This window comes from Bacteroidia bacterium (assembly GCA_026932145.1).
Lineage (GTDB): Bacteria > Bacteroidota > Bacteroidia > J057 > JAIXKT01 > JAIXKT01.
In genome coordinates, this window is the sequence record JAIXKT010000043.1 from 7,428 (window position 1) to 27,296 (window position 19,869).

Here is a 19,869-nt window from a genome sequence, read left to right on the forward strand (position 1 = left end):
TAAAAAATCCAATATGCAAAATATTGGTCTTGTTTATTTTTCACTATCGTATAAAAAATTATTTATCAATTCAATCAGAATCTTAACATCGTCTATTGAGTTGTAACTATGCAAAATAATTCGTATTCTTTCTTTCCCCAATGGAACAGTTGGATATCGAATTCCTAAAGCATTAATGCCGGAGGTTCTGAGATAGTTAGCAAGATTCAAAACATTTTCATTTCCTTGTACAAAAACGGCCTGAATAGCAGTTTGTGTAACTGGCAAACTATTGATTTCAAATAGGTTCTGTGTCTCTTGAATTAGCTGATTAAGTTTATTTCGCTCTTCTTGAGCATTTTTGAGTAAGTCCAGATTTCTAAGGGCGTGTTTTGCCCACGCTTCGGGTAACGCCGTTGAGAAGATAAAGCTGGGAGCACAATTTTGCAAAAAAGAAATCAGGTATTCATCTCCGGCTATGGCTGCACCAAATAATCCAAGCGTTTTCCCGAAAGGAAAAACCCGTATGGCACATAAATTTTCTACTTCAAACTGACTTGACCAACCTTTGCCGGATTCTCCCAAAAGCCCCCAACTATGTGCCTCATCTACAATTAATTGAAAATCATATTGTTCTTTTAACTGTTTTAGTGCCTCTGCGTCGGGTATATCGCCATCCATAGAATATGTTCCTTCGATTCCGACCCAGCACTCTACGTTTGGCTCTGCCCAAAGGTTAAGCAATTCTTTGAGGTGGTTAAAATCATTGTGTTTGAATTTAAAATATTGACAACCAGCTATTCGTAAGCCGGTTCTTACAGAAGCATGAATGTGTTCATCAATAAAAACGATAGATTCCTTATTGGGGAGCGTTCCAAAAACTGCTAAATTGGCATCAAATCCGGAGTTAAATAGCATTGCCTTATGGGTATTCCAAAATTCGGCGCAAACTTGCTCCAGTATATCGTGATGAATAGAATTACCGGATATAAGTCTGGCACCGGTACTGCCGGTATAATTTTCCTGAAAAGGGATTTTTGCTATCCCCAGATAGTCATTGGAGCAAAAATCTATACCTTGTTTTAAAACTACGGGTTGCCTAAATCTTTTTTTTTTTGAAAGTCGTCTAACTGTTGTTTAAACCGCTCTGGAATTGGCATGGTTTACAAAGGCTTAAATTGTTCAAAGGTTTCTAAACAGTTGTTGCATCGGTGAATAGCTCGGCAGAGAGTAGGCCCAAAGGGAACTATCAATTGTGTATCCAATGAGTGGCATTTGGGGCAAATAGCATTTTGCAGGTCTGATTCTAACAAGCTGCTGTGTGTTTCCGGAGGGGGAGAAATTCCGAAGGCTAATAACTGGCTTCTGCCTTGTGCTGTAATCCGGTCAGTGCTCCAAGATTTGGTGCGGTTCATCAAAACGATAGGTTCTTTAATGCCGTGATTTGTTAAACACGAAAATACTTCGTCTTGAATATACCGCAATGCAGGGCATCCGGAAAAAGTGGGTATTATCTCAACAATTACTGAATCCGGTGAAATCGTTATTTGTTCTAACATTCCTAAATCCACAATGGATATTGTTGGAATCTCGGGGTCTTTTACCTCATTGAGCCATAATTTAACTTCGTTTTCGGTATAGTTCATTCTTGTTTTAAATACAGTTGGTTACCCGACTCCTGAAATTCTTTTGCTTTTTCTTGAAGTCCTTGATTAATTACGTCTGATTCGTTTAGTTTATTTTTTTCGGCATAATCTCTTACTTCTTGGGTTATTTTCATGGAGCAGAATTGTGGTCCGCACATAGAGCAGAAGTGAGCTGTTTTGGCGTTTTCGTGAGGTAAGGTTTCGTCGTGGTATTCTTTGGCGGTATCTGGGTCAAGTGATAAGTTGAATTGGTCTTGCCACCTAAATTCAAATCGGGCATGGCTTAGGGCGTTGTCTCGTATTTGTGCGCCTGGATGGCCTTTGGCTAAATCGGCGGCGTGTGCTGCAATTTTATAGGTAATAACGCCATCTTTAACGTCTCGTTTATTGGGTAGCCCTAAGTGTTCTTTGGGGGTTACATAACAAAGCATAGCGCAGCCATACCAGCCAATCATAGCGGCACCGATTGCGGAGGTAATGTGGTCATAACCCGGGGCAATGTCAGTAGTTAAGGGACCAAGTGTGTAAAAAGGTGCTTCCCCGCAAGTAGATAACTGTTTGGTCATGTTTTCTTGTATCAAGTGCATTGGAATATGTCCCGGCCCTTCAATCATTACTTGGACGTTTTGCTTCCAAGCTATTTGGGTGAGTTCCCCTAAGGTTTCTAACTCGGCAAATTGTGCTGCGTCATTAGCATCTGCTATTGATCCCGGGCGTAATCCGTCTCCTAACGAAAAACTAATATCGTAGGCTGCCATGATTTCGCATATTTCAGGAAAACGGGTGTATAAAAAACTTTCTTGATGATGTGCTAAGCACCATTTTGCCATGATTGACCCGCCTCGTGAAACGATGCCTGTTAGTCTTTTGGCCGTTAATGGTACGTAGGCTAAGCGCACACCGGCATGAATTGTAAAGTAATCTACGCCTTGTTCTGCTTGCTCAATCAAAGTATCTCTAAATAGTTCCCAAGTAAGGTCTTCGGCTTTTCCGCCCACTTTTTCGAGAGCTTGATAAATCGGCACAGTACCTATTGGGACGGGGGAGTTGCGAATAATCCACTCACGAGTTTCATGGATATTTTTTCCGGTAGATAAATCCATGACGGTATCTGCGCCCCAGCGAATTGCCCATACCATTTTTTCAACTTCTTCGGCAATGGAGGAAGATATGGCAGAGTTTCCAATATTGGCATTAATCTTTATCAAAAAATTGCGGCCAATAATCATGGGTTCTATTTCTGGGTGGTTAATGTTAGCTGGGATAATGGCGCGTCCTGCTGCTATTTCGCTCCGAACAAACTCTGGGGTGATTTTATTTTTGGGTGTATTTGCTCCCCAGCTATAACCTGGGTGCTGTTGAGCCATATAATCTTGATACAGTTCAAGTTGCTGATTTTCTCGAATGGCTACATACTCCATTTCTTCTGTAATGATTCCTTGCTTAGCAAAGTACATTTGCGTTATTTCTGAGCCGTTTTTTTTTCGAAGAACAGCGTGTTTTTTGAAAGAATTATTACTCTGGGCAAGTTTGCGGCTATATTCTGAAGAATAGTTTGATAAGGTGTCTATATTCCCACGTTTTAAAATCCAGGGGGCTCTTAAAGGTTCTAAGCCTTCTAAAATATTGATAGCCTTGCTTGGGTCTGTATAGGGGCCGCTTGTATCATAAACCGTTATGGGGAGGCTTGGAGTGGCTCCCTTTCGGGCAACACCGTCAGAAATATGTATCTGGCGCATAGCCACTGTAATGTCATGAATATCTCCACGGACGTATATTTTTTCAGAAGCTGGAAATGATCCTTTTGTAACTTCCTGATTCAAAGCAATTTGTTCTTTTTCCATAAATCTATGTAATGAATACAAAAATCGTTAGTTATTAGTTTACTTTTAAGATTAGCCGGCTAAAAATAGTTCGGAAATAGATATATACTATCAATAAATTAAATTTTTAATTATAACTTATTGATAATAAATTATTAATATTTTTTCTCTAAAAAAGGGGATTCTGAGAAATGGGAATAGTTTTTAGGATAAATACAGTTTTTCCAATCTTTCTAACATCATTTGCACCTTAAACTGCTGTATTGCAAGGGTATATGAGTTTTCTACAAGTTTATTTCGCAGGTCTGGTTGCTCTAAAATAGCTTTTATTCCTTCATAGACGGCGGTAGTGTCTTGATAAGGCACAACCCATGCATGTTCTTGGTGGTTTAATAAGTTCAGCGCAATTCCGGAGGGGGTAACGACCATCGGAATTTTTGCCAGCATTGCTTCAATATATACTTGCCCAAATGCTTCACAGTAAGGGTCTATTGGCGTATGCACAAAAACGTCAAAGCAGTGATATAGTGAACCCACCTCCGGTTCAAATGGGATGCAAACATAGCTTTGGGCAGGTAACGCTGCTAATAACTGTGTGATTTCAGCTTCATAGTCTCCCTGAGCATTTGCCAACACTAATTTCGCATTCGGAAAATCAAGTAATAACTTAGAGAATGCGGGAATTATATACTGAATTCCTTTCCAATGTGTAAATCGTGATATTACGCCGATAATTGGGTTTTGTACCGTTAATTGGTATTTTTCCCGAAGGTATTGAATTTTTGAGGTATCTATTTGACTAAAGGTTTCTAACTCAAAACCATGCGGAACAATTACAACTTTATGAGCAGGTACTTGTTCCCGGTCTGTCAGAATTTCTTGAACGGATGCAGAAATAGCGACTATTTTGGTAGATAGTGAATTAACAATCTTATCATAACGAACAGCATGTGGATAGTACTGGTGGTGTAATGTTCCATGATGCCGGGTATATATTCGCTTAGGGATTTGTAACACCCAGGATACCAATATTCCTATTACAGAGGCTTCAAATAAATGACAGTGAACTATTTGTGGCCTTTTTTTAAGCCAAAGAAAAAATGTCTTAAAAAAGGCTGGCGGTAAGTCCTGTTTAGTGCGATACGGAATTATAGTAACTGAATATCCGGCTTTTCGTAGGTATTCAGATAGCTGACTTTCTCCCTGTTGATATAAGATAAAGTTAGCATCAAACTGCGCTCTATCTAAATATTTAGCAAGCCATTCAAATCCTAAAGATTTGTCAATGAGAGATATGCAATAATCAATTCGGATGGATTTCAATGCTATAATTTATGAATAGTGTTTAATTACTGATAACTTGAATTTCTGTTCGGCAGTTTTTCTGTTTATTTTCCGGTGTATCGTTTGGTGCGATGGGTCTTGTTTCTCCGTATCCTTTGGCAGAAAGTCTTTCTGGTGAGATTTTTGCATCTAAAAGCCAATCTACTATCGTTTGGGCACGAGCTTGGGATAAACGCATATTAAACTCATCTGCCCCGTCACTATCGGTATGGTTAGCTATTTCAATTTTAATAGTTGGGTTTTCCTGCAACATAGAAAGCAATCGTTCAAATTCCGATACAGATTCCACCCGCAAAGATGCTTTATCTATATCAAAAAAAAAACTTTTTACTACAATGCCTTTGTTAGTCTCGATTTTTTTCATCGGTACATCATATTGGATAATTTGATATACCTGATTTTGGTTCAGTATCAAGCTGTCTGTTTTAAAGAAATAGTCTTTTCGGGTTATGGCAATGAGGTAATGGCCAAAAGGAAGGCAGAGTTTATAATATCCTTTTGTGTCTCCGGTCGTTTCTTTGAGGATATTTCCATTTAGGTCGTGAACTTTTACGGTAGCTGCCCCCAAAGGATTTCCGGTTATTTCGTCTTTTATGAAACCTTCTAAGCATACAATTGTTTTAGACTCTGTCTTAATTAGTTCAAAATCAGGCTCTAACCCAATAGAAATATGTGTAATTGTTACTGAAAATTGGGCTGTTTTTCCGTTATAGGAATCTGCTACAGCGGTTAGTCTATAATTATTAGCGAGCAAGAGCTGGATTTGATACTCCCCGTTTTCATCTGTAAAAAAGGAGTCTATCAACTGTTTTTTAAAATTTTGTAGATATAAAACTGCGTTAGGGATAGGTTGGTGTGTTTTTCCTTCCATAACTCTACCACAAATAGTGGTTTCTGATATTTTTTCTAAATAGATATTTTTCAAAACTCCTTCTTTATCAGTTGGGTTTGAAGAAAAAAAAGATTCTACATATCGGGGATAGCCGGGAACCCAAACTTTAATCCTTAAAGAATCATTGGGTATCACAAACTTAAAACCTCCGGTAGTGTCTATATCGTTTTCGGTGATAAGTGTATTATTAGCTGTTTCTATGGTTATTTTTCCGGATAGAGGAGTATTCGTTTTTTTATCCATGATAGAGCCCTCCAAAAGGATAAATTCTATTGGCTTTTCCGGATCTAATGATGTATTTTTATGGATATTTATGTTATCATCTTTGATAGAGGCACTTATGACATCTAAGTCTTTATCTCCGTCTATGTCTCCTGCTACCACTCTACTATTCCAGTCGCCGGATTTAAGACAACTTTTGGGGCTTAAATTGCCTTTTCCGTCATTTAGATGAATGTTTAAGCAGCCATCTCGGGTTGATGCGGTAACTACATCAATATCTCCATCGGCATCAAAGTCGCCTAATACTAAATCAAAGTTAAACTCTCCGGAGGTTTCCATCCGAGCTGGTTCAAAGCGATTGTGTCCGTTATTTAGATGAATGCAAATTTTGGCATCAAAATAAGAAGCTGCAACGATGTCCGGCTTCCCATCTCTATTTAAGTCAGCTATACCAAGCCCCCATATAGCCTTTCCCGAAGGAATAGAAATTTTAGGCTGATATATCTGCGGTGAAGCTGCTAATGATAGATGAATGCTGATATTATCACCATCAGAGCCAACTATCAGGTCTAACTTGCCGTCATTATTAATATCTGCAAATTTCACTACGCGAGGATTCGTGGCTGTTTTGATGTTAATTGGTTTTCCAAAATTCCCCGTTCCATCGTTTAGATGAATGTTGATATTATTATCAGCATTAGTTACGGTTATTAGGTCTGTTTTTCCGTCATTATTAATATCTGCTGCTTCGACCCAGTGTGGAAAAACGCCGGTATAGGTATTTTTTTTGATATAAAAGCCACCGTCAGGCTGCTGAATGTGCCAATTTAGGTTTCCATCTTTGATAGATACCGTTGCAATGTCTATTTTTCCATCTTTGTTAAAATCTCCAGTAGCTATTGACCGAGGGTTCAAGCCGGTTACATAACTTTTTTTGGGAGAAAAATTACCCTTTCCGTCATTTAGGTGAACATTAATGTTATTATCTAATTGTGAGGAGCTTACAATATCTAAGTCGCTATCATTATCTATATCTATTAGAGCAACTCCCCAGTTTTCTTTTCCCGAAGAGAGAGTGTTTTTAGGCAAAAAAATAGTCTGTGGAATCTGAACTACACTATCAGTACCAAAAAGGTTTACTAATTGCGCCCAAGCACTAAAACCAATCTGGTTAATGACAAAAAAACTAATTGCCGCTAAATAAATTGGTTTCATAAACAGTGTTTTTATCCCACAAACATACCTGCTACTGAGCCGGTTAATAGGCATGCTAATACACCACCGAGTAATGCACGAAATCCAAAACGAGATAAATCCCCCCGCCTATTCGGTGCTAAGCTGCCGATACCGCCAATCTGAATAGCAATAGAACTTAGGTTTGCAAAACCGCACAGCATATAAGTTGCCATTAATTTTGACTTAAAACTGATAACACCTTCTGGAATTTTAGACAAGCTGATATAGGCAACAAATTCATTAATAGCTGTTTTCTCACCTAATAGGCTACCTATGGTCAGTGAATCTTTCCAATCTACACCGACGATAAAGGCGATGGGTCTGCAAATTTGCCCCAATACATATTGTAAAGATAATTTAGCAAAATGGCCATCAGTGGAATCGGCTATCCAACTATTGAGGCCAGTAAAACTCCCAATAATATCTCCTAAAATGTAGTTAATCATTGCGATTAAGGCGATGAATGAAATCAACATAGCTCCTACATTTACGGCTAATTTTAGACCTTCGCTGGTTCCGATGGTGAGTGCTTCTAAGGCAGTAGAGCCAACTTTTTCGGAGGCTATTTGGAGGTTAGTGTCTATCACTTCGGTTTCGGGGAGTAGTAATTTAGAGGCCACAACGGCTGCCGGAGCATTCATAATAGAAGCTGTAAGTAAGTGAGTAGCAAATAGCTGCTGCTGTACTGGGTCGTTTCCGCCCAAAAAGCCCACATAAGCAGCCATTACACCCCCAGCTATTGTAGCCATCCCACCAATCATCAGGCACAATAGCTCTGAGTTTGTCATCTTTTCGATATACGGCTTAACCAACAAAGGTGCTTCTGTTTGCCCCATAAACACATTTGCCGCAGCCGACAAACTCTCTGCTCCCGAAAGCCCCATCGTTTTGGCCATCACCCAAGCAAAAGCGTAAACTATTTTTTGCAGTATCCCAAAATAAAACAACACACTCGTTAAGGCAGAAAAAAAGATAATAGTAGGTAACACCCGAAAAGCAAAAATAAAACCAAGTGTATCCGTCTTAGACTTATCTACTAAGCTCCCAAAAACAAACAAACTTCCCTGATAAGTGAAGTCTAAAATCGCTACAATAAAAGAACTGACAAAATCAAATCCTACACGTACCAACGGTACTTTAAGTACCAATAAACCAAAAACAAGTTGTAACCCAATTCCGATAAGTACCGCTCGCCAATTTATCGAGCGCCGATTTGTGCTCAATAACCACCCTAAACCAACTAAAAAGAGTATCCCAAAAAGGCCCCGAACGATGTTTTCCATTGCGCAAAGTAACTTTTTTATCTCTAATAAAAAGCTAAAAAAAATATTATTTTTTTAAAAAAAATCTATAAATTAGCTTGGTTGTAGTTCAGAAAGCATGATGAGATTTTCGGCAATAAGGGGTAGCTCTATCATTTATGCCTGAAGTCAAAATAACGGTTACTTGCCCTCATTTCCGGATCACCAAAATATCCAAAAATGGGCAGAAAAAGGATGTGGTTCAGAATTACTTATGTGCCATTTACTTTTCCAAGAAACAAGAAAACCATAATACCATGATTGCAATAATGATACACCAACAAAATTATAGTTTTCATACTTTCTGAACCGCAGCCAAAAACTGTTATATTTGCGGGTATTCATTTTTTAACTTATTCAAAATACAAAAACAAATAAAAGACATGATTTGTCCTTACTGCCTAAGTAAAAAAAATATAAATTCATATAAGCCAAGCACTATTTTTAACAAAAAAAAATTCGATTATCTTAAATGTTTAGATTGTGAATTAATTTATGTTTATCCTTTTCCAAACGAAAATGATTATGCAGCAATGTATCCACCTACTTATCAAGGTGAATTTAATAAAATCAGCAATTCTCAGTATGATGATTTATTTATATTAATTAAATCATATACAAGTGATGATACCAAAAAATTATTGGATTATGGATGTGGGAATGGTGATTTGTTGTATCAAGCAAAAAATTTGGGCTTCAATGTTTCAGGTGTCGAGTACAATAGCGAAAATATTAACGTGTTAAAGAAAAATATTCCTTCAACTCCATTTTATGAAATAAATGAGTTCAATGATATTGATGAAAAGTTTGATATAATCATATTAAATAATGTTTTAGAACATATAATAAATCCAAATGAACTTATTCAGAGTTTAAAATTAAAATTAAATGGCATTTTAGTAGTTTTAGGGCCTATGGAGGAGAATTTTTCAATTGCTCAAATTATTCGTAAAATATATTTTCTTTTTAAGAAAACTTTCACCCAAACAACAGCAAGCCACCCACCTTACCATATTACTTTTACAAATTATAATAACCAATTAGAAATATTTCAAAAAAATAATTTCGAGAAATTGACTTTTATTACAAAGGAAACCGCATGGCCTTTTCCTAATAATGTTAATTTTACTTCAATAGGATCTTTTTTTAAAAGCGTAATTGCTCTAATTTCAATAAAATCAAGTAAACTATTTAGTAATAAGGCAGGAAATATTTTTATTTACATCGGTAAAAAAAAATAACTATACATACAATAGACACTATAAACAAAAGTTTTTTTTAGAAAAAAACGCCAAAAAATACCACTAAAAATCTTATAGATAGCTACCTATAAGATTTTTGTTCCTAATCTCTGAATACAATGAATGGTTATGTGCCGCTTACTTTTCCAAGAAACAAGAAAACCATAATACCCTGATTGCAATAATGATTCACCAACGAAACCATATCTTTTATGCTTTCTGAACCACAACTTTCAGTTTTTAAAAAACCGACCTCATCAGGAGCGAGATAAGCGGCTTAACATATCTGCTGCAAGGGCATTAGAAACACCCTGTGTGCCCAAAACTTTCCGTAACTGTAAATATTGAGCCAACATAGATTCTCTCTTATCATCTGATTCTAAAATACTTAACTCTCTTAATAAACCATCTTCCGAAAAATCTTGCTGTATTAATTCTTTAACAACTTCTTTTTCTAAAATAAGATTTACTAAGGAAATAAAGGGAACCTTTACCAGTATTTTAGCTATTTGATAAGAAAGCCACATCCCTTTATAACAAACGATTTCAGGAACTTGAAAGAGAGCTGTTTCCAAAGTTGCTGTTCCGGAGGTAACAAAGGCATAGTCTGCTATAGATAAAATCTTGTATGTTTGGTCAGCCAGAACCAATGCTCTGTGATTATACTGGTTAATCATTTTTTGATACCACATAACCGGTTGGTTAGGAGCTGCTGCCACAATCACTAAGTATTCAGGGCGTTGTTTAGCAGCTTTTAGCATTGTGGGTAACATCGCCTGAATCTCCTGCTTGCGGCTACCCGGTAGTAAGGCAAGTATCTTCTTATTCAGCGGAATATTTAACGCCTTCTTAATGCTATCCTGGTCCGGAAAATCTTGGGGAATCACATCCAAGAGTGGATGGCCAACAAAGGTGGTATTTACGTTAAATTGCTTATAAAATGCTTGTTCAAAAGGCAGTATAACATACAGATGTTCCACAAATTGCTGAATTATTTTGACTCTTCCTTTTTTCCAAGCCCACAGTTGTGGTGAAATGTAGTAAAAAACACGAATTTTATGCTGGTGCAACCATTTAGCCATTCGTAAATTGAAACCCGGATAATCTACCAAAATCACTGCGTCCGGCTTAAAAGAAAGAATATCTGTTTTTATCTTCGTAAAGAGGCTCAATATCATGGGTAAGTTTTTAACGACTTCAACAAAGCCCATGAAGTTTGTGTTTTTTATATGCTCAACTAACTGAACACCAGCCTGTTGCATATTATCTCCTCCCATACCTCTAAAAGTAGTCATCGGCTTTTGGGTAGAAAGAGCGCGAACTAAATTTGCCGTATGCAAATCTCCGGAAGCCTCTCCGGCAATAAGGTATAACCTCATGATTAACGGTTTAGCGTAATTTCCGAAGACTCGCTAATATCAAATAGTCTCCGGATAGCATCCATGAGTTGCTCTTGCTCCCCACGCATACACGCTGACTTTAAATGCACAACCGGATGCTTTAATAGCTTCTGAATAAGTGATTTAGAAAAAGCATCTAATAGCTGCTGGACTTCCGCAGGCTGGTTTTTCCCAAAACGACTTAATTCTTCAGATCTAAATGTTTCAAATGTTTCTTTGAGACGATGAATTACCGGAGAAATCACCAATTCTTGTTCCCAAGTTTTAATTTTTGCCAACTCCTCAGTTAGAATCCCTTGAACCATTGGAATAGCAGCTATCCGTTTTTTTACAGCAGTATCTACCTTAGTCTGAATTTCATCCAGATTATATAGCAAAACCTGTGGAACTACTTCAATCTCAGCATTTACAGATCTGGGAACGCCTAAGTCAATAACTACAAGCCCATTAGATAAATTTTGGGAGGTAAAATGACGAAGATTTAAGATTGGTTCTGGAGTGTTTACAGCTACAATTATCCCATCATAGTGAGATAAGTTTAAAAGAGCTTCTTCTATTGTTGCTATCTGGCAACCAAGTTCTTGGGATATATTTTGGGCTTTAGAGAGGGTTCTATTGGCAATGGTAAGTTTTCCTATTTCTCTGGATATAATGGACTTAGCTGCATCTATTCCCATTTCGCCGCAGCCAATTACTAAGATATTGGGGTGGGTGATATGCGCCAAACATTCTTCTATTAAAACAACGCTGGCGTAGCTAACGCTGGCAACGCCGTCTCTCCATGACGTTTCTTGCTGAACCCGTTTACCAATATGAAAAAAGGTATGCAGCAACCGATGAATAAAAGATCCTGCTGTTTTAGAATCACTGGCAAATTGGTAGGCTTGTTTTAGCTGCCCGCCTATCTGTAAATCGCCTAAAATACTCGAATGAAGCCCTACCCCAACTTCAAAAAGATATTGTACAGAAGAGTTACCTCCGGGTATCTCCTCAAAATAATCTTGAAAAACAATACCGTTTTCTATGCCCTTCCAAGTAAATAGATAGCCTAAAATTTCGGCAAATAAAGACTTGGGGGCTACATAATATAGTTCCGTTCGGTTACAGGTGGTTAGCAACAAAACCTCCGTAATCTCCAGGGAAACAGCTATTTGGGATAAGAAATCCGGTATTTCACTTTCTACAAAAGAGAAATGCTCGCGAACCGAAACAGGTGCTTTTTGGTGATTTAACGTAATTACCCGAAAATTCTCTAAAGCCATTAAGCAGCGAATTTATAACACTATACAACTTGCCCGAAAGCCATTAAGCTATAATTAAACCAATATTACAAAAATAGAACTATTCTAAATTAATTTTGATTGTGGCTGTTTCTCCGGATAAAGAAACTTGTAAGAGAAAAATACCTTGCTGTAAGTCGAGTAACTCAGGAATCTGTATAGTATGTTTTCCCGGCTGCAACAAAATACTGTTTTTAGCTGCTAAAACCGTCTTGCCGGCAACATCCGATACTTTCCATTGAAAAGTAGTGTTTTTTTGTATGTCTAAATATAGATTTGTTTGGCTTGTGAGTGGGTTTGGATACAGTTTAATGCTTCCTGCGGTTAAATTACGTTCTAAGAAACTTACTTCACCTTCTTTTATCTGAATATTATCTAAATATAAATTATTTCCAAATCCATTTTTAACGGCAAAAATTATCCGTAAATTCCCCTGATTGGTTAGGCTCTTTAAGGAAACAGAGTCTTCTTTCCATTGTGTAGGAGTTGTATTTTTAAATTCCGTAGAGATAGGATTGGTTGCAAAAGAGGATAGATTGCTCCCGCCTTTTTTGTATAATTCAACTAAGGTAGCCCCACATTCGCCTGCTCCGTAAATGATAAGTGTATCGTTAAATTGAGTAGGGTTTGGAACTTGGTCAAAATAAGGAATATAGGCATATTTAAACTGTAGAATTGGGTTTTGTGTTCCCGTCATATCAATTGGGGGCGAGATAAGCGGCTCTAATTGGTTGTAGTTTGGGTTAGAATAGCCGGGAAATTTAATGCAGGCTCCTTCTGTGCTAATCCAAGACGCTGCCTTTGATGATTCGGTAGAGGCTGCGTCAGGGTTTAAAATAACCCAGCCGGTAGGTAAGGAAGAAGAAAATGTTTCCTGAAATGGAGGTATTAATGCTGCTCCGGAAACCGTGATGAAGTTGTTTCGAGAAACAGTAGTAGATGCTCCGGCGGAATTAGAAACGCGCAATGACACTGAATACGCTCCTGCTGTGGAGTAGGTAACTACCGGATTTCTGTCATTTGAGGTAGCCGGATTTCCGCCGGGAAAAGTCCATTCCCATGTACTTGGGTATCCTAAGGAAGCATCTTCAAACGTAACGGGTACATTTTCGCAAGTATATTGGTTATTGCTCCAAAAAAATGCGGTGCAAACGCCATAAGAACCGACCCCCGTTGCCTGCTGGTTTGCTTCGGTAAATAGGTCCCTACGATTCGGAAAGGCACCGGATTCAAAGGTATAGGTCATTTTGGCGACCTGTCTCTCCGTAAATAAATCCATATAGGCATCATCAACATAATCCATATAATTTCGGGTTTGGTCTGGGAGGTCAGGGTTATCGTTATCGCAGCTATTTAGCCTTTGAGGGTTACCAAAGTTTGCTTCTAACGTCGGTGGAGTATCACAGAATCCGTCTGCGTGGGTAGCGCAGTTATAGTTAGTCGTATTTCCGCACCCTGAGTTGGGGTCAAAGGTATGTTTTAGACCCAGATAGTGGCCGATTTCATGGGTTGCGGTACGCCCATTCCGGTTATTCCATATTAACGCACCGGTAGTGCCAAAACAGCCAGATCTAATTACCACACCGTCATTTGGGTTTGAGGCAGTAGTAGGCATTCGGGAATATCCCAACACATTATTATCAATAGAGGCTACCGTCCAGATATTCAAGTATTTGGTTTGATCCCAAGTAACCAACGATTTTAATTGTACTTCATCAGCCTGTTTGTGGTTTGTTAGTGTACTTTGGATATAGTTGATTCCGGAATGAGGGTTTCCACTTGGGTCTTTGGTTGCTAATGCAAATTCAATTTGAGCATCTTTGCCTGATCCAAATCCGCGTGTGCCGGGCTGCTTCCGAAAATCTCTGTTTAGTGCATCTATTTGGCTCTTTATTTGGGGTTCTCCTATCTTTTCATTTCCGTTGTTATGAATTACGTGCACAACAACGGGGATAATATATCTCGAAGGAAGTGCCGTTTTATCTGCCCGCTGTTTTGATAGCCAACTTTGGTAAAATTGCTCAAAATCCGCCTCTATGCGTCTTTCTTCTGCTAATAACTGTGGATTATTTGCAATATCTTGATTATGAAGCTCATCAAAACTACAACGGTGCTGAGATCTGACGTTTAAACTAAACAAAAATAAAATTACAAAACTTAAAAAGCGGAACATGAATGATATAATTTTCGCAAATTTACGAAATTCTACTTTAATGGTTACTTTTGGGTTTAGTTTTAACTTTTTAGCCTATTTTTCACAACCGATGTGATAACCTAAAAAATCATCATAACTGAATCAGTATCAGGATAAAAAGCAGTTTTATATTGTATTAGAATACTTTTTATCCAAAGTATGGTAAAGTTTATCTGAATAAAGTTTGCTATTTCACATGAATTAACGATTTTTGAGGAAATTTATACTTAGAATGGAAGTCCGGCCAGGTCAAAAAGCGGTTATTCGCTTAGATAGTATTCGGAAAGAGTACGTTATGGGTTCAGAAGTTGTTCGGGCTTTGCAGGGCGTTTCATTAGAAATTGGTATCAATGAATATGTAGCGTTTATGGGGCCTTCTGGCTCAGGAAAATCTACTTTAATGAATATTTTAGGTTGCTTGGATTCCCCGACTTCAGGCCGTTATTGGCTAAATGGCACAGATGTTAGCCAGATGTCTGACAAAGAGTTAGCTAATGTCAGAAACCATGAAATAGGTTTTGTGTTTCAAACCTTTAATTTATTATCCCGGATGACGGCCTTAGAAAACGTTGCCTTACCGTTGATTTATGCGGGGGTTAGCCGCGAAGAGCGTTTAAACCGTGCCCGTAATGTGTTGGAAGGGGTAGGCTTAGGAAACCGCTTAACGCACCAACCTAATGAGCTTTCAGGCGGGCAACGGCAACGCGTTGCCGTTGCCCGCGCACTCGTCAATAAACCGTCTATTATTTTAGCAGACGAACCTACCGGAAACCTTGACTCAAAAACATCCTACGAAATTATGGCTCTCTTTGAAGAACTATTTCAAAAAGGACATACCGTTATCTTGGTAACCCATGAAGAAGATATAGCCCGATACGCCCACCGAATCATCAAACTTAGAGACGGTTCTATTGAAAGCGACTTAGTAAATCCCAACCCCAAAGCAACAATCTCTGCTAATTATGAAGTTAATTGATTGGTTACAAATTATTTTTATAATAATTCCGTTAGTTGTTGGGTTTAGTTTTAAGTGGTCTTGGGTACGTATTCTATTATTCGCTTTTGCGTTAGAAGTCGTTTTTGGGATACTTGTTTATGTGTTTTTGTTAGATGGTATTGCTTGGCTATCAATATTAGATTTACTTTATGATAACAAAGAACTTTGGTTATTAGACTTCGTCAAAAAAATAGGCAGTTGGTTTGGATACAAAGTACATTGGCGGATAGATTATTCTTTTTACTTCATGTGTGCCCTTAGCGGCACTGTCAGCCATTTTTTAGCGATGCTACCCGGCTGGTTATTCCATTATTTTTATTCAAAAATCAAAAAAAACAACCAATCTCCTCTTAATTCTGATACCTAAACGTTAGTTCGGCAAAATTTTAAGATTTTCAATTACAAATTGCTTTGTGGAGTAAGCATATTCTCGCGGGTCGTTTGTAGCAATCAGAATAGTACGGTTATGTTGATATTTCTGAACCAGATGCCAAATTAATTCAAAGTTTTCGGTATCTAAATTTGTGCTTGGTTCATCCAAAAGTATATATCCAGAATAAGTAAAAACAGCTAAAGCTATCTTTAATCGTTGAAGTTGCCCAGAAGATAAGAATCTGATAGCCTGATTTTTAAAGGAATTTAAGTTGATTTCTGCAAGAATCTCTTGGGTTGGGATGAGAGACTTCTTCAAGCTAAAATGAACAGAAAATGCTTCTTGAATACTTAAATCCGGCGGGGGCAAAATTGCCGGTGCTGCCCAACTCAGGTAACTATACCAACAGGAACGGTCAAGTATTCCGTCATGTTCATGTTTTAGTGAAATATCGCCATAATTTGGTGTAAAAGCCCCTGCTAACAACCGAAGTAGTGTGGACTTTCCCGCTCCATTTTTTCCTAAGATGCTAACAGTATCTCCTGCTGAAATCTGTAACTCACTTTCTTTGAGTATCCAACGGTATCCGTACTGATATCCCAGATTGTGCGCTGCTATTTCTATCATCAGTATGACGGGCCATAATAAGACTTCATAATCCCGCGCTTAGATTGGTTAATGAAATCTGTAATACTTATAAGCTCTGGAGTTTGAGGCCACTCAGAAAGTAAATTAACTGCCTGAGAAACATTTAATCCGCTCATATACAGTATCTTGTATATTTCTTGAAGTTGTTTTATTGTTTCAGTGCTAACGGTACGTCTTTTAAGGCCGACTGTATTTATGCCTTCAAAACGAATTGGCTCTCTTCCTGCCCGAACAAATGGCGGAACATCTTTACGAATCAAAGACCCACCTGAAATCATTACATGCTGGCCAATGTGCGTAAATTGGTGTGCCGCGCACATCCCGCCAACTACGGCAAAATCACCGACCTCTATATGCCCTGCAAAATTAACAGCATTAGCTAAAATTACATTATTTCCGATGATACAATCGTGAGCAATATGTACATAAGCCATTAACAGAACATTACTTCCCACAACCGTTTTGCCATTAGCAGAAGTTCCTTTGTTAATAGTTACACATTCTCGGATAGTAGTATTATTTCCGATCTCGGTAGTGGTATATTCTCCTTGATATTTTAAGTCTTGGGGGTTTGCGCCAATGACAGCTCCGGGATATATTTTACAGTTTTGCCCGATTCGGGTACCGCTATAAATTACTACATGAGATCCTATCCATGTATTATCACCGATGATAACGTCTTCATGAATTACGACAAATGGTTCAATCGTAACATTTTGCCCAATTTCTGCACTTGGGTGGATATATGATGTTTGTGGATGCTGTGTCGGTATCATGGTGTTTTTCTGATTATTCCGGCTGTTAACTCTGCCTCACAAACTACTTTACCGTCAACAAAAGCTTTTCCTTGCATTTTGCAAATGCCCATACGCAAGGCAAGTAACTCTATTCTGAACAGCACTTGGTCGCCGGGTACAATGGGACGTTTAAACCGAGCTTTTTCAATTCCTTGTAAATACACCCACACATCTTGCGGTGATTCAATAATATTCAGTAGCAAAATACCGCCCACTTGCGCCATTGCTTCCATTTGTAATACACCGGGCATAATTGGATTTCCGGGAAAGTGCCCCTCAAAAAAAGGTTCGTTGATAGTTACATTTTTAATCCCTTCAATGGTTTTTTCATCAAAGTTTAAAATTCTGTCTATCAGCAAAAACGGGTAACGGTGGGGTAATATTCGCTGAATAGCTTGAATATCAAAGACAAAACCTTCTACATGATTTTGCTGAAACTTTCGGGTTATTTTTTTCTGCTTAATTAACGAACGAATTTTTTTGGCAAAGGCTACGTTGGCTGCGTGCCCCGGGCGAGTCGCTATTATTTGAGCTTTTAAGGGTGCTCCTAATAACGTTAGGTCTCCTACTAAGTCAAGTAGTTTATGCCGTGCCGGCTCATTTGAAAAACGTAACTCTATGTTATTCAAAATTCCTTGACTAGCTACTTCTACGCTGCGGTTGAATAATTTACTTAAATGATCTAATTGCTCTTGTGGAACTTCTTTATCTACTATCACAATAGCATTATTTAAATCGCCTCCTTTAATTAGGCCGGCATTTAATAATGCTTCTAATTCATGTAAAAAACAAAAAGTACGGCAATTTGAAATTTCTGCTACAAAGTCTTCTATGTGTATGAGGGTTGCGTGCTGTGGGCCAAGTACTTTTGAGTCATAATCAACCATTACCGTAATTCGCAAGTCGTCCATTGGTAATGCAACTAAATCTACACCTCTGTCTTCTTCGGTATATTGAACGGGTTGGTCTATAACGTAGAACTCACGGTTAGCTTTTTGCTCTATAATGGTCGTTTTTTGGCGGATAGCGTCCACAAAAAGTCGGGAGCTTCCGTCTAAGGCTGGTGGCTCCGGGCCATCTAACTGAATAAGTGCATTGTCTATTTGGAGGCCTGCAAGGGCTGCTAAGATATGCTCTACGGTATGAACCTTAGCTTCACCATGTGCAATGGTCGTCCCTCGAGATAAATCAACAACGTTCTCAATATCAGCCCGAACGCTTGGGTTTTCGGCAATATCTGTGCGGCAGAAAACGATACCGTGATTTTCATCTGCCGGGCAAATAGTCAGCGTTACAGGCGCACCCGTATGCAGCCCTTTTCCACTTAACTGAACTTCACCGGATATAGTATGTTGCTTCTCGTACATTCTGGCTGCAAGGTTACTGATTTTTTTCTAATTCCTGAAGTTGAACTAATTTTTCTAAGCGGGAAACTTTCTCAAATAAGTCCGGTAAGTTACGGATTAGGGCTTCTATTTTAAGCTGGAGTTTTATATCTTGGGCTGGTGAGCCGCGCATTGCTTTTCCAGTGTTTTTAATAGATTTGCTAATCCCTGACTGTGCACCTACTTGAGTTCCGTCAGCTATATTTAAGTGGCCTACAATACCAACTTGGCCGCCTATCATGCAGTTTTTGCCTAACTTAGTGCTGCCGGAAATGCCGCTTTGCGCTGCAATAACAGTATTTTCTCCAACATCAACGTTATGGGCAATTTGAACTAAATTATCAATTTTTACACCGCTTCTAATTCGGGTCTCTCCCAAAGTGGCTCTATCTATGCAGGTATTTGCACCGATTTCTACATTATCTTCTATCAGAACAATTCCTATTTGGGGGATTTTTTGAAAACTTCCGTTTGCACTGGGCACAAAGCCAAAGCCGTCAGAACCAATTACTACGCCGCTGTGAATGATGCAGTGGCTTCCGATATGGCAGTTTTGATAAATTGTAGTGTTTGAGTGTATGCGAGTATTGTTTCCAATTTGCACCCCGCGTCCCAAATAAGTATGCGGATAAATTTGGGTGTTTGAGCCAATAACAACATTTGGCCCGATATAGCTAAACGCACCAATATAGCAATTTAGGCCAATTTGAGCAGTAGGATCTATATAACAAGGTTGCTCAATGCCGGATAAGTTTTCAGTTAAATCCTCCGAAGTTAACTGTAATAATTGCGTAAATGCTGCATACGCATTGGGAACACGAATTAAAGCGGTTTCTACAGATCTTTCTAAGACGAAATCTCGATTTATAAGTATTGCCGAAGCCTGCGTTGTGTATAAAAAAGGAATATACTTTGGATTATGTAAAAACGTTAGGGAACCTGTTTGGGCTTCTTCTATTTTGGCTAACTGGCAAACCTCAATCGAATCTGAACCTTCTACTATCCCACCGGTTATCTGCGCAATCTGTGAAAGCGTTAGTTTCATGAATATCTATTCTATCAATTCTATCCGAGAATAGTTGAATTATCAACTACTCCCAAAATGGCCAAA

16 protein-coding genes are annotated in these 19,869 nt (G+C 38.4%); 3 read left to right on the forward strand and 13 right to left on the reverse strand.

Annotated elements, in window-relative coordinates:
* Positions 1 to 33: 33 nt before the first annotated feature.
* From LC115_09510 to LC115_09535, 6 genes are all read right to left on the reverse strand, one after another.
* Positions 34 to 1,053: a pyridoxal phosphate-dependent aminotransferase family protein gene (locus LC115_09510; protein MCZ2356900.1), complete on the reverse strand. Its 1,020-nt coding sequence runs from the start codon at positions 1,051 to 1,053 to the stop codon at positions 34 to 36.
* An 89-nt stretch (positions 1,054 to 1,142) separates the two neighbouring features.
* Positions 1,143 to 1,625 (reverse strand): phenylacetate-CoA oxygenase subunit PaaJ, encoded by a 483-nt coding sequence (gene paaJ / locus LC115_09515; GenBank protein ID MCZ2356901.1) that lies wholly within the window; start codon positions 1,623 to 1,625, stop codon positions 1,143 to 1,145.
* Complete coding sequence (gene thiC, locus LC115_09520) at positions 1,622 to 3,469, reverse strand: phosphomethylpyrimidine synthase ThiC (protein MCZ2356902.1); 1,848 nt, start codon at positions 3,467 to 3,469, stop codon at positions 1,622 to 1,624. The genes paaJ and thiC overlap by 4 nt, the downstream gene beginning before the upstream one ends.
* Before the next feature lie 183 nt (positions 3,470 to 3,652).
* Entirely contained in the window at positions 3,653 to 4,771 is a 1,119-nt protein-coding gene (locus tag LC115_09525) for a glycosyltransferase family 4 protein (protein ID MCZ2356903.1), read from the reverse strand.
* A 22-nt stretch (positions 4,772 to 4,793) separates the two neighbouring features.
* Entirely contained in the window at positions 4,794 to 7,121 is a 2,328-nt protein-coding gene (locus tag LC115_09530) for an FG-GAP-like repeat-containing protein (protein ID MCZ2356904.1), read from the reverse strand.
* Positions 7,122 to 7,132: 11 nt separating this feature from the next.
* Positions 7,133 to 8,425: a NupC/NupG family nucleoside CNT transporter gene (locus LC115_09535; protein MCZ2356905.1), complete on the reverse strand. Its 1,293-nt coding sequence runs from the start codon at positions 8,423 to 8,425 to the stop codon at positions 7,133 to 7,135.
* Positions 8,426 to 8,826: 401 nt separating this feature from the next.
* On the opposite strand from LC115_09535, the gene LC115_09540 reads away from it, so the two are divergent.
* Entirely contained in the window at positions 8,827 to 9,684 is an 858-nt protein-coding gene (locus tag LC115_09540; GenBank protein ID MCZ2356906.1) for a class I SAM-dependent methyltransferase, read from the forward strand.
* 257 nt (positions 9,685 to 9,941) lie between these two features.
* Here the strand turns inward: LC115_09540 and lpxB are convergent, their stop codons facing one another.
* The 3 genes from lpxB to LC115_09555 form a co-directional block, all read right to left on the reverse strand.
* Complete coding sequence (gene lpxB, locus LC115_09545) at positions 9,942 to 11,063, reverse strand: lipid-A-disaccharide synthase (protein ID MCZ2356907.1); 1,122 nt, start codon at positions 11,061 to 11,063, stop codon at positions 9,942 to 9,944.
* A gap of 2 nt (positions 11,064 to 11,065) precedes the next feature.
* Positions 11,066 to 12,346, reverse strand: a complete 1,281-nt coding sequence (gene hemA / locus LC115_09550; GenBank protein MCZ2356908.1) for a glutamyl-tRNA reductase — start codon at positions 12,344 to 12,346, stop codon at positions 11,066 to 11,068.
* Between the two features lie 79 nt (positions 12,347 to 12,425).
* Entirely contained in the window at positions 12,426 to 14,537 is a 2,112-nt protein-coding gene (locus LC115_09555) for a PKD domain-containing protein (GenBank protein ID MCZ2356909.1), read from the reverse strand.
* Between the two features lie 253 nt (positions 14,538 to 14,790).
* Here LC115_09555 and LC115_09560 point away from each other — a divergent pair, with 253 nt between their 5' ends.
* Together LC115_09560 and LC115_09565 are read left to right on the forward strand one after the other, a co-directional pair.
* The gene (locus tag LC115_09560; protein ID MCZ2356910.1) at positions 14,791 to 15,534 is read left to right on the forward strand and encodes an ABC transporter ATP-binding protein; all 744 of its coding nucleotides are present in this window, start codon (positions 14,791 to 14,793) and stop codon (positions 15,532 to 15,534) included.
* Positions 15,521 to 15,922, forward strand: coding sequence for a hypothetical protein (locus LC115_09565; GenBank protein MCZ2356911.1), 402 nt, complete (start codon positions 15,521 to 15,523; stop codon positions 15,920 to 15,922). Before LC115_09560 ends, LC115_09565 begins: the two co-directional genes overlap by 14 nt.
* Before the next feature lie 3 nt (positions 15,923 to 15,925).
* On the opposite strand, the gene LC115_09570 is transcribed toward LC115_09565, so the two are convergent.
* From LC115_09570 to lpxD, 4 genes are read right to left on the reverse strand one after another with little or no spacing between them, the layout of a single operon-like run.
* Positions 15,926 to 16,555 (reverse strand): ABC transporter ATP-binding protein, encoded by a 630-nt coding sequence (locus LC115_09570; GenBank protein MCZ2356912.1) that lies wholly within the window; start codon positions 16,553 to 16,555, stop codon positions 15,926 to 15,928.
* A complete protein-coding gene (gene lpxA, locus LC115_09575; protein MCZ2356913.1) occupies positions 16,555 to 17,352 on the reverse strand; it encodes an acyl-ACP--UDP-N-acetylglucosamine O-acyltransferase in 798 nt (265 codons plus the stop codon). The genes LC115_09570 and lpxA overlap by 1 nt, the downstream gene beginning before the upstream one ends.
* On the reverse strand, positions 17,349 to 18,740 hold the full coding sequence (locus LC115_09580) for a bifunctional UDP-3-O-[3-hydroxymyristoyl] N-acetylglucosamine deacetylase/3-hydroxyacyl-ACP dehydratase (GenBank protein MCZ2356914.1): 1,392 nt from the start codon (positions 18,738 to 18,740) through the stop codon (positions 17,349 to 17,351). The genes lpxA and LC115_09580 overlap by 4 nt, the downstream gene beginning before the upstream one ends.
* 13 nt (positions 18,741 to 18,753) lie before the next feature.
* Positions 18,754 to 19,803: a UDP-3-O-(3-hydroxymyristoyl)glucosamine N-acyltransferase gene (gene lpxD, locus LC115_09585; protein ID MCZ2356915.1), complete on the reverse strand. Its 1,050-nt coding sequence runs from the start codon at positions 19,801 to 19,803 to the stop codon at positions 18,754 to 18,756.
* Positions 19,804 to 19,869: the final 66 nt, after the last annotated feature.